We start from the raw sequence: 13,031 nt of genomic DNA on the forward strand, positions 1-13,031 counted from the left end.
TTCTGGGATGTTCCGAGCTTTGAACAGTTATATTTTATCACTTTACCGTCTGAACCAAAACAGATTTATACAATTCCGGCATAACTGGTATAGATAACTAGTCTGAAAAGGAGTAAAATAAAACTAACAACTAACCAGAAAGGCGTGTTTTAAAGTGGCTGAAAGCTTGTTAATCAGCGGTGCGGACATCGTAACAGAAGAAGAAATCATCCGAAACGGATTTCTCGGTATAAAGAACGGCATCATTGCTTACGCGGGGAAAACAAGACCGCAAGAAACGTATGAGAAGGAATGGAAGGCGCCCGAGGGTTCATATGCGCTTCCTGGAATGATTGATATTCATATTCACGGCGGATACGGCGCGGATACGATGGATGCTGATGTTGCAGCTCTTGATACAATGTCCGTCCGGCTGCCCGAAGAAGGAACAACCGCTTTTTTAGCGACAACGATCACACAACAGCACGAAAACATTGAAAAAGCGCTCGTCAACGCCAAAGAATGGACGTCTTCCTCACCGCAGGCCCAAAAAGGCGCTGAGTTGATCGGCATTCATTTAGAAGGACCGTTTGTCTCTCCGAAAAAGGCGGGAGCACAGCCGAAACAATGGATTACTCCTGCTGATGCCGGGCTCTTTCAGAAATGGGAGCGGCTCTCGGGAGGGATGATCAAAATCGTGACGCTTGCGCCGGAAGAAGATCCTGATTTCAGCCTGATCCGTTATTTAAAAGACCAAAACATCATTCCGTCAATGGGACACACAGACGCAGGAGCCGAGCTTTTACAAAAAGCGGCGGATGCCGGGGCAGTGCATATGACGCACCTCTTCAATGCCATGAGCTCCTTTCATCACCGTGAGCCAGGGGGCATCGGTACGGCTCTCGCCTGCGGCCGCATCACGGCGGAGCTGATCACCGACGGCATTCATTCCCATCCTTTGGCCGTTAAGCTTGCCTATTTGGCGAAAGGAAGCCAAAACCTGATCATGATTACAGACTCCATGCGGGCAAAAGGGCTTAAGGACGGAGAATACGAATTCGGCGGACAAAAAGTCACCGTCCGCGGGGACACGGCGCTTCTCTCTGACGGGACGCTGGCCGGTTCCATTTTAAAAATGAATGAAGGCGCAGCGCTCATGCGCAGGTTTACAAACTGCTCATGGCCGGATATAGCAAATATGACATCGGCAAATGCGGCCCGCCGCCTCGGCATATTCGACCGTAAAGGAAGCATCGCGGAAGGAAAAGACGCCGACGTTGTTCTGACGGACGGACAGTGCGGCGTGCTGGCAACGATTTGCCGCGGAAACACCGCATATATCTCAAGGGAGGCTGATTGGACATGAACGTTATCACATGCAGACATTATGAAGAATTAAGTGAAAAAGCCGCAGCGATTATTGCTGAAACAGTGAAACAAAAGCCGGATGCCGTTCTCGGCCTTGCGACGGGGGGCACCCCTGAAGGCGTATACAAAGAACTTGTGCGGATGCACCGCTCAGAAGGCTTGTCATTCCGGAATGTCACGACGATCAACCTTGATGAATACGCCGGGCTTTCTCCCGAGGACAAAAACAGCTATCATTATTATATGAATACACATTTTTTTGCACATATCGACAGCCGAAAGGACCGCCACTTTCTCCCTGACGGACGGGCAGACGATCTTGATGCCGAATGCGGACGCTATGACCGATTGATTCAAACACTCGGCGGAGCGGATATACAGCTTTTAGGCATCGGACACAACGGCCATATCGGCTTTAATGAACCCGGGACGCCATTTGAATCCCGAACCCATGTTGTTGAGCTGAATGAAGAGACAAGACAGGCGAATGCGCGGTACTTTCCGTCAATTGATCAAGTCCCTGTAAAAGCCCTGACAATGGGGATCGGGACGATTTTGTCCGGCAAACGGATTTTGATCATGGCATCCGGAAAAAGCAAGGCCCAAGCGGTGAAGCAGCTTCTGGACGGGCGCATCAGCGAAGCATTCCCCGCCTCCGCCCTGCACGCGCATCCGGATGTGACGGTCTTGATTGATGAAAAGGCTGCGGGCGGCGATTGAAAGGATTTGACCTATGCAGATTGATAAACAATCTCCGATTCCGATTTACTTTCAGATTATGGAACAATTAAAAACACAAATCAAAAACGGCGAGCTGAAAGCGGATGCGCTGCTTCCGTCGGAGCGGGAATACGCTGAACAATTCGGCATCAGCCGAATGACGGTGCGCCAGGCGCTTTCCAATCTAGTGAATGAAGGATTTTTATACAGGCAGAAAGGCCGGGGAACGTTCGTCAGCAAACTGAAGATGGAACAGCCGCTTCAAGGGCTGACAAGCTTTACGGAAGATATGAGAAGCCGGGGCATGAAGCCGGGGAGCAGACTTGCCGAATACCAGCTGATTCAGGCGACGGAAGAATTATCTTCTATCCTGGGATGCGGCTGTCCGGCAATGCTTCATAAAATCATCCGCGTCCGGCTGGCGAATGATATCCCGATGGCGATTGAAGCCTCGTACATTCCGTTTGACAAAGCGGGAAAACTGGACGCCTCTCATTTTCAATCATCCATGTATGAGCATATTGAAGCGTACAATCAGATGCCGATCTCACGGGCAAAACAAGAGCTTGAACCGGGAGCCGCTTCCGAGGAAGAAGCTGAGCTGCTCGGTATCCAGCCCGGCGCCCCCGTCCTCTATATCAAGCGGACCACTTATCTGCAGGACGGCACTGCCTTTGAGCACGTCAAATCCGCCTACAGAGGCGACCGCTACACATTCGTGCATTATATGGACAGGGTGAAATGAAACATCTCCAACCGTTACGGGTTGGAGATGTTTTTTGATCTGCCATTTTCAAATCAAGCCGGTGAATGTTCTCTATGACTCTGTCAAAACGAAGAGGCTGTGGTTCTGGTATCTATTTTTATAAAGAAAAGAGTAATAAAATGCTACCCTCTGTTTTGGACAATATACGGAACCTGCTTTGAAACCAGCAGCAGCGGTTCTTTGTTTTTATGAGCCAGTGAAAACATGATTGCGCCTTCAATCATCGAGTTGATTGTCACCCCGAGCTTCTCCGCTTCCTCTTGTTCAAACCCATGCTCAAGAAATTTTGCCGCAAACACATCCGTCCACTTCTTGAACACCTCAACACATGTGCATCTTAACGTTTCATTGATCAGAGCGGTCTCACCCGCCAGCAATCCAACCGGCACGCCCTCAATATTCTGCGGATCATTAAACTGTTCAGCCGTTACATGAATAAAGTGCTGAATCGCTTCTATAGGGTCCGCGAATTGAGACATACTATTCTGTATTTGCTTTTCAACGCATCTTCCCGTATATTTGATCGCCGCAATGGCGAGTTCTGCTTTTCCGTTTGGAAAGTGATGATACACAGACCCTCGGGGTGCTCCGCTCTCTTTTATAATTTGATTCAAACCAGTCGCATGATATCCCTGAATCTGAAAAAGATATGCAGAGGTTTGAATAATTCTTTCTTTTGTCCCGGTTTTACTGTTCATTATGTTTCCTCCTGCATATTACGAAAACCAATCGATTTTAGTATAGAAAAGGGACATAAAAAAGTCAAAAGCACTTATCACAGCAGGGCGCCGCCATTTACGCACAGAAAAAATCCTGCTGACCGTCAGATTTTCTTCTGAGCGATCAGCAGGATGTATTTTTTCGTTATGGGTTTGAGGCATGCCTGAAATCAAACTGATCCGGAGCCGGGCGATACGGCGTATTTCCCGTTTTGAACATCCACAGCGGTGATATTGTTTTGCCGTTGTACGGGTCCTTAACGACGGTGTACCAGTAATAAACGGAATCAGGCTGCAGGCCGTCCCAGACCCAATTTGCGGTTTTTCCGCTTTTTACGTGTTTTTTATGACCGAGCAGTTCGTTCGTATAGACGTTGCATTCAAAATAATCGGTCGCCACCCTTTTCCTCTTCGGCTGTAAATCCATTTCTGCTGAGAATTCGTCTTTATCAGCGAACAGATCGGTGTCATAGTAATTGATGTCATCCGTGTACGGCGAGTAGGAGAACATGTGAACCTGATTGGCGGCCTGATCGAATTGCATCATGCGCATAAAGCCCTGCCCCCCTTCCGGACCGTCCTGGTAGTCGGTCAGAATTTGGTGGACGAGGCGGTCCGGTTTTCCGTCCCCGTCATCGTCAAGCGCATCGGTTTTTTTCATGGCGTTATGGTAATGGCCGCTTAATACCATCGCCACATTGCGATTCGGCTTGACGACTTTTCGATAGATCGTTTCCCCGATCGGGCTTCGATTTCCGCTCACAAGCAAGTACTCATGAAAGCATAAGATAGCGGTTCGGTCCGGATACCTCTTCAGCACTTGATTGATCCAGTCAATCTCTTGTTCCGCAATGCCCCAGCCCATATAAATCATAATAAAATCGTTCCCGCTTGCCGACAGCAGGTCATAATGCCCGCGGTTATTTTTGTATGATCCGCCGTAATGCATGTTCTGTTCAAACCGGTGGCTCCCGAAGAAATCCCCGAAGGTTCGGTATGTGCCGTCTTTATGGCCGACGTCGTGATTGCCGGCAAGCACTCCGTACGGAATCCCCGCCTTGTCAAGCGTCCGCATGGAGTGATCGGCGTTTTTCCACTGTTTCATCACCATTGAATCATCGACGATATCACCGGTATGAAAGACATATTTAATATTGTGCTTGTCCTTATTTTCTTTGATCCACTCCGTCATTTTGTCAAAAATGTGCGGGTGCCCTTGTGCGTAATATTGTGTATCCGACATCCAGACAAACGTGTAATTGCCTTTCGCCGGTATTTGATCCTGCACGATGACATTCATTTTTGAGTTCTTCACCACATCCGCTGCGGAAACGGCGGCTTTTAATGTAAACGGCTTTTTATCTTTGGCAAGAACGCTGTCCGCCTCCTGCCAGCGGCTTGTCCGGTAATTCCAAATATACATGGTTACCTTTCGGCCGGGCAGAGAGCTTCCTTTCCAGACCGCCTCGGCCAGATCCGTTTCGTCGATAGACGGGTCAACGGAGACTTCGAATCGGTGATAAGGAAAACGCTCCACACTTTCCGTCGATACGGTTTTTCCGTCATTTGCCGAGATGCGGTTCATTTCCGGCAGGGTAAACGGCATTTCATTTTCTTTTATGCCCCTCGGCGGTTCCGTTAATGAGGCGTGTTTATACACTTTCACGCTGCCCGGATTCCGCGCGGTATAACGGAAGCCGCGATAAAATGATACATTCATGTCATCCTTCGTCGGGTCTTTTACCCGGACGGACAGCTTTGCTTTGCGGGCGCCGATTTTTTGATCGGCAAGCTCCGGCTGGTTCGGCTCCTCCCGTTTGATGTGGAAGGTGCGGACGGACGTTGTTTCATTTCCGGCAAGGTCTGCCGCAATGATGGTAAGGGTATGTTTTCCGGGCTTGAGATCGGCTGATGACGTGTGATGCGGGAGCGTAATGCTTTCTCCGTCCAAAAACGCTTTGACCTCTTCCACTTTGCTCCATTTGTCACGGATGTCCGCATTCAGCTCAACATTACCTTTCAGCGCCGCGCCTTCTTTGATACCCGGGACAATCTTCGGCCCCGTATTGTCCACCCGCACAGATTGGCTCAGCTGCTCCTCACCGTCGCTAACAAAAATATGGTGATAGCCTTCCGAAAGCTTCGCCGTGTTCCACGACAGCAGCCGTGACGTAAACAAATGATCCGGCAGGCTGAATGAGAAGGTCTTCTGCTGATTCGCCCGCCTGCCGTCACCGATAAACAGCTGCTCAGCCGGATCCGTCTTCCCGTCTTTGATCACCGTTCCGTCCGAAAGCACCAGACGGGCATGTTTCACCACAAAATCATCCCGATTCTCTCCCGTGTCATACGGAGAAACCTTTGAGCCCGAACGGATGGATACTTTCTGTGTTTTGCCCCCTTTTTGCAGCAGACGTTCCGGAAGGAGAACCGAGTGTGTTCTGTAGCGGTGAGACGGATCGTCAAAAATGTGCAGCACCTCGTTTTCCATTATGACGGTGTTTTGAAAATAAAGATTCGTTTTCCGGGCATCGAAGGCGAAATAGACCTCTTTTTCCAGCGCCGGCCGGGTCTCCTGCCGCTTGCCGTCAATCCACAGCTTGATCTTATCGGCGCTGACGTCGGAAGTCGCTTTGAGCAGATAGGTGCCGGATATCGTATCTTCGGGTTCAACATTCATTCTGAGTCCGTGTGATTTGCTCGTCTGTTCAATGTCAATCATTTTGACGGGCGTTTTTGCTTCATTTTCTCCATCACTGGCTGCGATATAATACTCAAGCTGATCTTGGCCGAGTAGCTCCGGGGAATAAAGAATGTGATGGTATAAGCTGTCGTTGCGGTCTTTTTCGGCCAGAATTCGTTTGAATGGTTTTTTCTCATTGGTCCGGTAATAAAACGCGGCTGTTTTGACAAGGTTTTTGTCTTTTATGTCAGCCTTTAATTCAATGCTTTCAGCGGGCCGGACGGGCTTTCTGTCTGTAAGGTCTTCGATGACCGGTTTTTCCTTGTCGGGTTTTATCACCCTTTTCTGCTGCGGGATCTGCGCCTGAAAAACAGAGCCCGGTGACGGCTTATGCTCGCTCGTGGAGATCCTCAGCAATTCTCCCGTTCCGTTCAGCGGATATTTGTACAGCAAAGAAGTCAGCCGGCGGAAAGCGTGTTTCTGGTAATGCGCTGAGGCGATACCCTTTCCGGTATTTGCCGACAGCACCACCGTACGCGGGCGGCCGTTGGACATTCCGTCCGTCCCTTCGATGACGGCGAGATGTTCTCCCTCCTTCAGGCGTGTCCCGTAATAGCGATTGAAATCATCTATCGTCAGTTCTGATGCGGCGCGTCTCAGCCAAAACACGTAAGTCCAGCCTGACGGAATGACGGTATCTTCTTTCGGCCTCCATATCATATCTGATTCCGGCCCTTCCTTCGGATAGCGGTAGCGGATGTGATAGTCTTTAAAATGAATGGGTCTGTCCGTCGTGTTATACACCTCGATAAATTCATAGGCATCAGCGCCGTCTTCATTTTTCGTATCAACCGCAAGCTCCGTAATCATCAGCTCGGGAATATGATTCAAATCGGCTTGATAGCCGTCCAGCTTCAGCCGCTTTTTCTCCGATTCCGCCCGCTGTCTGCCGTTGGTGAAAACGAGGTAATATTCCAATTCTCCATTCCAGATATCCCGCTTTGAAACCTGGGCCGTAAACAGCCGGATTGCGCCTGGCGCGGGCTCCATCGGCACCATTTTAAACCCCAGCTCATTGCTTTGTTTATAAAAAAGAAACGCCGAAAACGCTTGATAGTCAGCATTCCGTACATGAGCCTGTATGAACAGGTTTCTTTTCATTTCCGCCTTTACTTCGATTTGGGGAGGATTCTCCAGAAGCGGTATGTAATGAGGCGGCTGTCCGAATTCCTGCTGATTCACGGGGATTGCCGATTCTTTGCGCGCCGCATCCGCAGAAGGACTCACACAAAGCAAACCAATCAGAAAAAAGAGCGTCATCACAAGTTTCATCTCATTACCTCCCTATGCATTATGTTGCGTCAGGAGGCTGCCGCTTATGTAAATCACACATAAAAAAGCTGCCCTCTCGGGACAGCTCGTTTTTTACCTTTTTCTAAGCGGCTCCAATATGCCTTTTTGGATCAGCAAGTGGAAAACGGACAGCACGACGGATGCCCAAATGGCGGTGCCGAACCCATCAATCTGAAAGCTGTCTCCCATCAAGGCTGCGGTCATCATTAACGTAATGGCGTTGATGACAAACAGAAAGAGGCCGAGGGTCACAACCGTGACGGGCAATGTCAATATGACGATGATCGGCTTGATCAGTACATTTAACACAGAAAGAATCACACTGGCGATGACAGCCGCTCCGATACTGCTGATATGGACGGAATCAAAATATCCCGCGATAACGATTAATAATAAAGCATTTACTAAAATGCTGACTGCCCATTTGATCATTTATTTCAAATCTCCTTCTAAAGGTACAACAAAACACCAGATAATATATACAATCGGCACGATTCCGCTCGTGACAAGCGCTAATACAACGGTGATAATGCGTAAAAGCGACGCATCCATATTGACGTACTCCGCCAAACCGCCGACGACGCCGGCGATTTTACGGTTTTTTTCTGAACGGTAAAGTCTTTTCATCCAATCACCTCTGAGTATGCTTGAGCTTAATGGCTCCTGTTAACGATTCTGAGAAAATCGAGAGATGCTGATCATGGCCTTGATTTGATGCCAGCATCAGTTCTTTTTGAATGGTATCATTCTTTTCCTTTAAAATTTCCGCATCAATCAGCTCATGGCTGAGAGAGCCGAGATTGCTTTTCAGCTCCGCTTTCACCGCCGAATCATCAGGCAGAGCGATATCCACGTTTCCGGTCGTCGTTTTCGTGTAGATGGAGCGGCAGTGCGGCGCTGTCACGGTAAGCATGATATTGCCGTTAAAGCTTTGAACGTCAATGGATTCACTCGATCCGCGCAAATCAATCAAGCCGTTGATCGTTTCCGCTTCAATCGCGCCGCATTGATGTCCGGCCAGCTTGATTTGTCCGTTAGCCGTTTCCGCCGACGCTTTATCAGCCGTCAAATGAGAGAATGACAGAACGCCGTTTGTCGTTTTCGCCGAGAATTCTTTTACATGTAAATGTTCCCCTCTGATCGGTCCGTTAAACAGCTTCACTCTTATCTTATCGTACTCTTTCTGGGGAACATAAAGCGTGACATTGGTTTTCATCGTTTTCTTTTCCGTGCGGACAAAAAACTTATTGCCCTTCACTTCACACTCAATGTGCTGAAGAAATGCGGTGCGCGCCGCCTCCTGACTGTCCGCCCGGTACACTTTCGCCTGGCACTCCGCTCTGATATCTTCATCCGCCCACGGCACGATATTGACGCTGCCGTTTGCGATCTGCATATCAATGGCCGAGAATTCACTGTCTTTAAATTGAAAAATATGCTGCACTTCGTGTGCGTGGCCGAAATTCAGATCAAGATCCGCTTCCTTCACTTTTTTGACGGCAGAATCAATCCAGTCGAACAGCTTCGCCCCGAGCGACGGCTTTTGGCTTCCTTTTGCCCCGCTTTCGAAATCTTCCGCAGGTTCCTGGACCTCCGCAGATAATGCGGTGATCTGCTCTTCTTTTTCTTTATATTCATGATCCAGTTTTTCAATGAGCGTCAGTGCTTCCTGCGCCGTCAGCATGCCGTCTTCCACAAGCTTTAAAATCCGTTCTTTCTCCTGTTTCATACAAAACGCCTCCCCCGACTTTTCTTACACCTGGCGTAACACCTTAATTCCCTGCACGATATTCCAAATGACCATTCCGATGAGGATCAGAAAATAAACAGCTGCTCCTGTTATCATAACAAAAACGGGCACCATACTCTCCCCCTGAGCCGTAATCAATCCGCTGACAACACCCGCGGTCACAATCAGCAATCCCGCAAACGGAATGATATGGGAAATCAGAGCGCGCATGGCATGCCGCTTCGTCTCTTTTTCATCGACGACAAAGTAAGCCACAATCGGAAGAATGAGCGGCGCGAGAAACACGCTGAAATAACAGATTGATGCGATAATCGCTTGATTTCGGTTCAATAAAAACACTCCCTGTGCCGTGATGTAAAAACCCTTCCTTATACATACGTATGACGAATGGGCAGGTTTCATTTTCATGCTAAGGACATGCTTCGTTATACGTAATTTTTGATTTCAGAGATTTCACTATAGAATCTTTTCCCCGAACCGATTACAATATGTAACAAAGCCTGACCGTATGCAAGGAGGACATACAAATGGAGAAAGATCCCGAAAACGCCCAAGTAACGGAAGAGAGTCTTCGAAATTTAATTCGCGAACAGAAAAGAATGAACAGCGAAATGCTGGCTGAATTGGAACAGATCAAAGCAGCCCCTCTTCCCATTTCCCATGATATCCAATATATAAAAGTGCTGCTGGACAGCAGCAGCACCCATATTCTGCAGGACTTAATGCATTTAAGCAGACAGCTTCCCCAACAGAAAAAAAGCCTGTAACAACAACAGCCCAAAACCGATGAGTTTTGGGCTGTTTTTATTGATCTATTACGTGGCTGCCGTTTCTTTTTCGGCCAGCAATGCTTTCATCCGTTTTTTATCACGTTCCATTACCGGTTTCAGATAGCGGCCCGTATATGATTCTTTCACTTCGACAACTTCTTCAGGCGTCCCGGAGGCTACGATCGTGCCGCCGCCCGCTCCGCCTTCAGGTCCCAGATCGACGATGTAGTCCGCCGTTTTAATGATATCGAGATTGTGTTCAATGACCAAAACGGTATCACCATTATCGACGAGTCTTTGAAGCACAACCAAAAGCCTTGCGATATCATCAACGTGGAGGCCTGTCGTCGGTTCGTCCAAAATATACAGCGTCCGGCCGGTGGAACGCTTATGCAGTTCGGAAGCGAGCTTGACGCGCTGCGCTTCTCCGCCTGACAGCGTCGTCGCCGGCTGGCCGAGCGTCACATACCCGAGTCCGACATCGGCAAGCGTTTGAAGCTTGCGTTTGATTTTCGGGATATTTTCAAAGAAAGACAGAGCATCTTCCACCGTCATATCCAGAACGTCAGAAATGCTTTTTCCTTTGTATGTGACCTCAAGCGTCTCCCGGTTGTAACGTTTGCCGTGGCACACTTCACACGGAACGTACACGTCAGGAAGGAAGTGCATCTCAATTTTAATGATGCCGTCGCCGCGGCAGGCCTCACAGCGCCCGCCTTTTACATTAAAACTGAACCGGCCTTTTTTATAGCCGCGCACCTTTGCTTCATTTGTCTGCGCGAATACATCGCGTATATCATCAAACACACCCGTGTAAGTTGCCGGATTTGATCTCGGTGTCCGGCCGATCGGCGCCTGGTCGATGTCGATCACCTTATCAAGGTGGTCGAGGCCTTTGATCTCTTTATGGCTTCCCGGTTTCGCTTTGGCTTTATGAAGCTTTTGCGCAAGCGCCTTATGCAGAATTTCATTCACAAGCGTGCTTTTTCCGGAACCGGACACACCTGTCACCGCCGTAAAAGTGCCGAGCGGGAATTTGGCGTTCGCTTTTTTCAGGTTGTTTTCTGACGCGCCTTTGATTTCAATGAACCGGCCGTCAGGCTTTCTTCTCTCCGGAGGCATCGGGATGAATTGAGCCCCTGACAAATAACGTCCGGTCAGAGAGTCCGCATCATTCATCACTTCTTCAGGCGTCCCCGCCGATATGACGCGACCGCCGTGAATGCCGGCGCCCGGACCGATATCTATCAAATAATCGGCAGCCATCATCGTATCCTCATCATGCTCCACGACAATCAGTGTGTTGCCGAGATCCCTCATGTTTTTCAGCGCGCTGATCAGACGGTCATTGTCACGCTGGTGAAGGCCGATGGACGGCTCATCAAGAATGTACAGGACGCCTGACAAACGGGAGCCGATCTGCGTTGCAAGCCTGATGCGCTGGGCTTCTCCGCCTGACAGCGTTCCCGCCGCCCGGCTCAGCGTCAGGTAATCAAGACCGACTTTATCTAAAAAGCTGAGCCGCTCCACAATCTCTCTTAAAATTAAATCGGCAATCTGCATATCTTTCTCAGACAGCGTCAGGTTTTTGAAAAATTCCAGCGCATCGCCGACGGAAAGCTCGGTAATGGTGCCGATATGACGCCCGTTGACCAAAACGGCAAGCGCTTCTTTCTTCAGCCGGTAGCCTTTGCACGTCGGGCACGGCTTCTGTGACATGTACTGCTCCATCTGTTCACGGATATAATCGGAGCTTGTCTCTTTATACCGTCTCTCAATATTGCGCAGCACGCCTTCAAATTCAATTTCATTTTCGCGCACTTGTCCGAAATCATTCTCGTATTTAAAGTAGATCCGTTCATCGCCGCTGCCGTACAGCACTTTATCAAGCTGATGCTTCGGCAGGTCTTTGACCGGAGTCTCCATATCAATGCCGTAATGGCGGCAGACCGCCTGAAGCAGCTGCGGATAATATTGTGAACTGATCGGCGTCCACGGCGCGATGGCGTGTTCTTTTAATGACAGCTCAGGATTGGGAATGACGAGCTCAGGGTCCACTTCCAGCTTTAAGCCGAGACCGTCACAAGTCGGACAGGCGCCGAACGGGCTGTTAAACGAAAACAGCCGGGGTTCAAGCTCTCCGATAGAAAAACCGCACAGCGGACAGGCGTGATGCTCGCTGAACATCAGCTCCTCCTGACCGATGACATCTATCATGACACGGCCTTCCCCTAAGCGGAGCGCGGTTTCCAGTGAGTCGGAAAGCCGGGCCGCAACCCCTTCCTTGACGACAATCCGGTCAATGACGACTTCAATGGAATGCTTTTTGTTTTTTTCAAGTTCAATATCGTCGGAAAGCTCGGCCATTTCTCCGTCAATCCGCACCCTTACGTAACCTTGCTTTCTGATTTGGTCAAGCACTTTGACATGGGCGCCTTTTCTGCCTGAGATGATCGGCGCAAGCACTTGAAGCTTCGTCCGCTCCGGATATTCAAGAATCCGGTCAACCATCTGTTCAATCGTTTGCGACGTAATTTCAATGCCGTGCTCCGGGCAGTGCGGCTTCCCGACTCTCGCGTACAGCAGCCGGAGATAATCATAAATCTCCGTTACCGTTCCGACGGTTGACCGCGGATTGCGGCTCGTCGTTTTCTGATCAATGCTGATCGCCGGAGAAAGCCCTTCGATCGCATCGACGTCCGGCTTATCCATCTGCCCTAAAAATTGGCGCGCATAGGCAGAAAGCGATTCAACATACCGCCTCTGTCCTTCCGCGTAAATGGTGTCAAAGGCAAGGGATGATTTTCCCGATCCGGACAGCCCCGTCACGACGACGAGCTGATCCCGCGGAATCGTTACATCAATGTTTTTTAAATTGTGCGCCCTCGCGCCTTTCACCTCGATCCGGTCAATTGCCATGTGT

11 protein-coding genes are annotated in these 13,031 nt (G+C 49.5%); 4 read left to right on the forward strand and 7 right to left on the reverse strand.

Annotated features, from left to right (window positions below; translation table 11 throughout):
* The first annotated feature begins 154 nt into the window (after positions 1–154).
* The 3 genes from nagA to OTK50_RS12155 are packed head-to-tail and all read left to right on the forward strand — an operon-like array spanning position 155 to position 2,812.
* The gene (gene nagA / locus OTK50_RS12145; protein ID WP_224223849.1) at positions 155–1,345 is read left to right on the forward strand and encodes an N-acetylglucosamine-6-phosphate deacetylase; all 1,191 of its coding nucleotides are present in this window, start codon (positions 155–157) and stop codon (positions 1,343–1,345) included.
* A complete protein-coding gene (gene nagB / locus OTK50_RS12150) occupies positions 1,342–2,067 on the forward strand; it encodes a glucosamine-6-phosphate deaminase (RefSeq protein WP_015418310.1) in 726 nt (241 codons plus the stop codon). Before nagA ends, nagB begins: the two co-directional genes overlap by 4 nt.
* A gap of 13 nt (positions 2,068–2,080) precedes the next feature.
* A complete protein-coding gene (locus OTK50_RS12155) occupies positions 2,081–2,812 on the forward strand; it encodes a GntR family transcriptional regulator (RefSeq protein ID WP_224223850.1) in 732 nt (243 codons plus the stop codon).
* A gap of 143 nt (positions 2,813–2,955) precedes the next feature.
* Here the strand turns inward: OTK50_RS12155 and OTK50_RS12160 are convergent, their stop codons facing one another.
* The 6 genes from OTK50_RS12160 to OTK50_RS12185 all read right to left on the reverse strand — a co-directional run bounded on the left by OTK50_RS12160 (position 2,956) and on the right by OTK50_RS12185 (position 9,668).
* Positions 2,956–3,531, reverse strand: coding sequence for a TetR/AcrR family transcriptional regulator (locus OTK50_RS12160; protein ID WP_015418312.1), 576 nt, complete (start codon positions 3,529–3,531; stop codon positions 2,956–2,958).
* A gap of 166 nt (positions 3,532–3,697) precedes the next feature.
* Positions 3,698–7,567: a metallophosphoesterase gene (locus OTK50_RS12165; RefSeq protein ID WP_266121886.1), complete on the reverse strand. Its 3,870-nt coding sequence runs from the start codon at positions 7,565–7,567 to the stop codon at positions 3,698–3,700.
* A gap of 93 nt (positions 7,568–7,660) precedes the next feature.
* Complete coding sequence (locus OTK50_RS12170) at positions 7,661–8,020, reverse strand: phage holin family protein (protein WP_007407446.1); 360 nt, start codon at positions 8,018–8,020, stop codon at positions 7,661–7,663.
* On the reverse strand, positions 8,021–8,215 hold the full coding sequence (locus OTK50_RS12175; protein ID WP_007407447.1) for a PspC domain-containing protein: 195 nt from the start codon (positions 8,213–8,215) through the stop codon (positions 8,021–8,023).
* 4 nt (positions 8,216–8,219) lie between these two features.
* On the reverse strand, positions 8,220–9,317 hold the full coding sequence (locus OTK50_RS12180) for a DUF4097 family beta strand repeat-containing protein (RefSeq protein ID WP_007614045.1): 1,098 nt from the start codon (positions 9,315–9,317) through the stop codon (positions 8,220–8,222).
* A 24-nt stretch (positions 9,318–9,341) separates the two neighbouring features.
* Complete coding sequence (locus tag OTK50_RS12185; RefSeq protein ID WP_266121887.1) at positions 9,342–9,668, reverse strand: hypothetical protein; 327 nt, start codon at positions 9,666–9,668, stop codon at positions 9,342–9,344.
* Between the two features lie 197 nt (positions 9,669–9,865).
* Here OTK50_RS12185 and OTK50_RS12190 point away from each other — a divergent pair, with 197 nt between their 5' ends.
* A complete protein-coding gene (locus tag OTK50_RS12190) occupies positions 9,866–10,105 on the forward strand; it encodes a hypothetical protein (RefSeq protein ID WP_003151443.1) in 240 nt (79 codons plus the stop codon).
* 48 nt (positions 10,106–10,153) lie between these two features.
* On the opposite strand, the gene uvrA is transcribed toward OTK50_RS12190, so the two are convergent.
* Complete coding sequence (gene uvrA / locus OTK50_RS12195; RefSeq protein ID WP_266121888.1) at positions 10,154–13,027, reverse strand: excinuclease ABC subunit UvrA; 2,874 nt, start codon at positions 13,025–13,027, stop codon at positions 10,154–10,156.
* Positions 13,028–13,031 lie beyond the last annotated feature (4 nt).

This window comes from Bacillus sp. NEAU-CP5, assembly GCF_026420705.1.
Lineage (GTDB): Bacteria > Bacillota > Bacilli > Bacillales > Bacillaceae > Bacillus > Bacillus velezensis.

Bases quoted from the DNA above. Each gene is read 5' to 3' on its own strand.
- nagB (WP_015418310.1), top strand. From the start codon at position 1,342: ATGAACGTTATCACATGCAGACATTATGAAGAATTAAGTGAAAAAGCC.
- OTK50_RS12155 (WP_224223850.1), top strand. From the start codon at position 2,081: ATGCAGATTGATAAACAATCTCCGATTCCGATTTACTTTCAGATTATG.
- OTK50_RS12160 (WP_015418312.1), bottom strand. From the start codon at position 3,531: ATGAACAGTAAAACCGGGACAAAAGAAAGAATTATTCAAACCTCTGCA.
- OTK50_RS12165 (WP_266121886.1), bottom strand. From the start codon at position 7,567: ATGAAACTTGTGATGACGCTCTTTTTTCTGATTGGTTTGCTTTGTGTG.
- OTK50_RS12170 (WP_007407446.1), bottom strand. From the start codon at position 8,020: ATGATCAAATGGGCAGTCAGCATTTTAGTAAATGCTTTATTATTAATC.
- OTK50_RS12175 (WP_007407447.1), bottom strand. From the start codon at position 8,215: ATGAAAAGACTTTACCGTTCAGAAAAAAACCGTAAAATCGCCGGCGTC.
- OTK50_RS12180 (WP_007614045.1), bottom strand. From the start codon at position 9,317: ATGAAACAGGAGAAAGAACGGATTTTAAAGCTTGTGGAAGACGGCATG.
- OTK50_RS12190 (WP_003151443.1), top strand. From the start codon at position 9,866: ATGGAGAAAGATCCCGAAAACGCCCAAGTAACGGAAGAGAGTCTTCGA.
- uvrA (WP_266121888.1), bottom strand. From the start codon at position 13,027: ATGGCAATTGACCGGATCGAGGTGAAAGGCGCGAGGGCGCACAATTTA.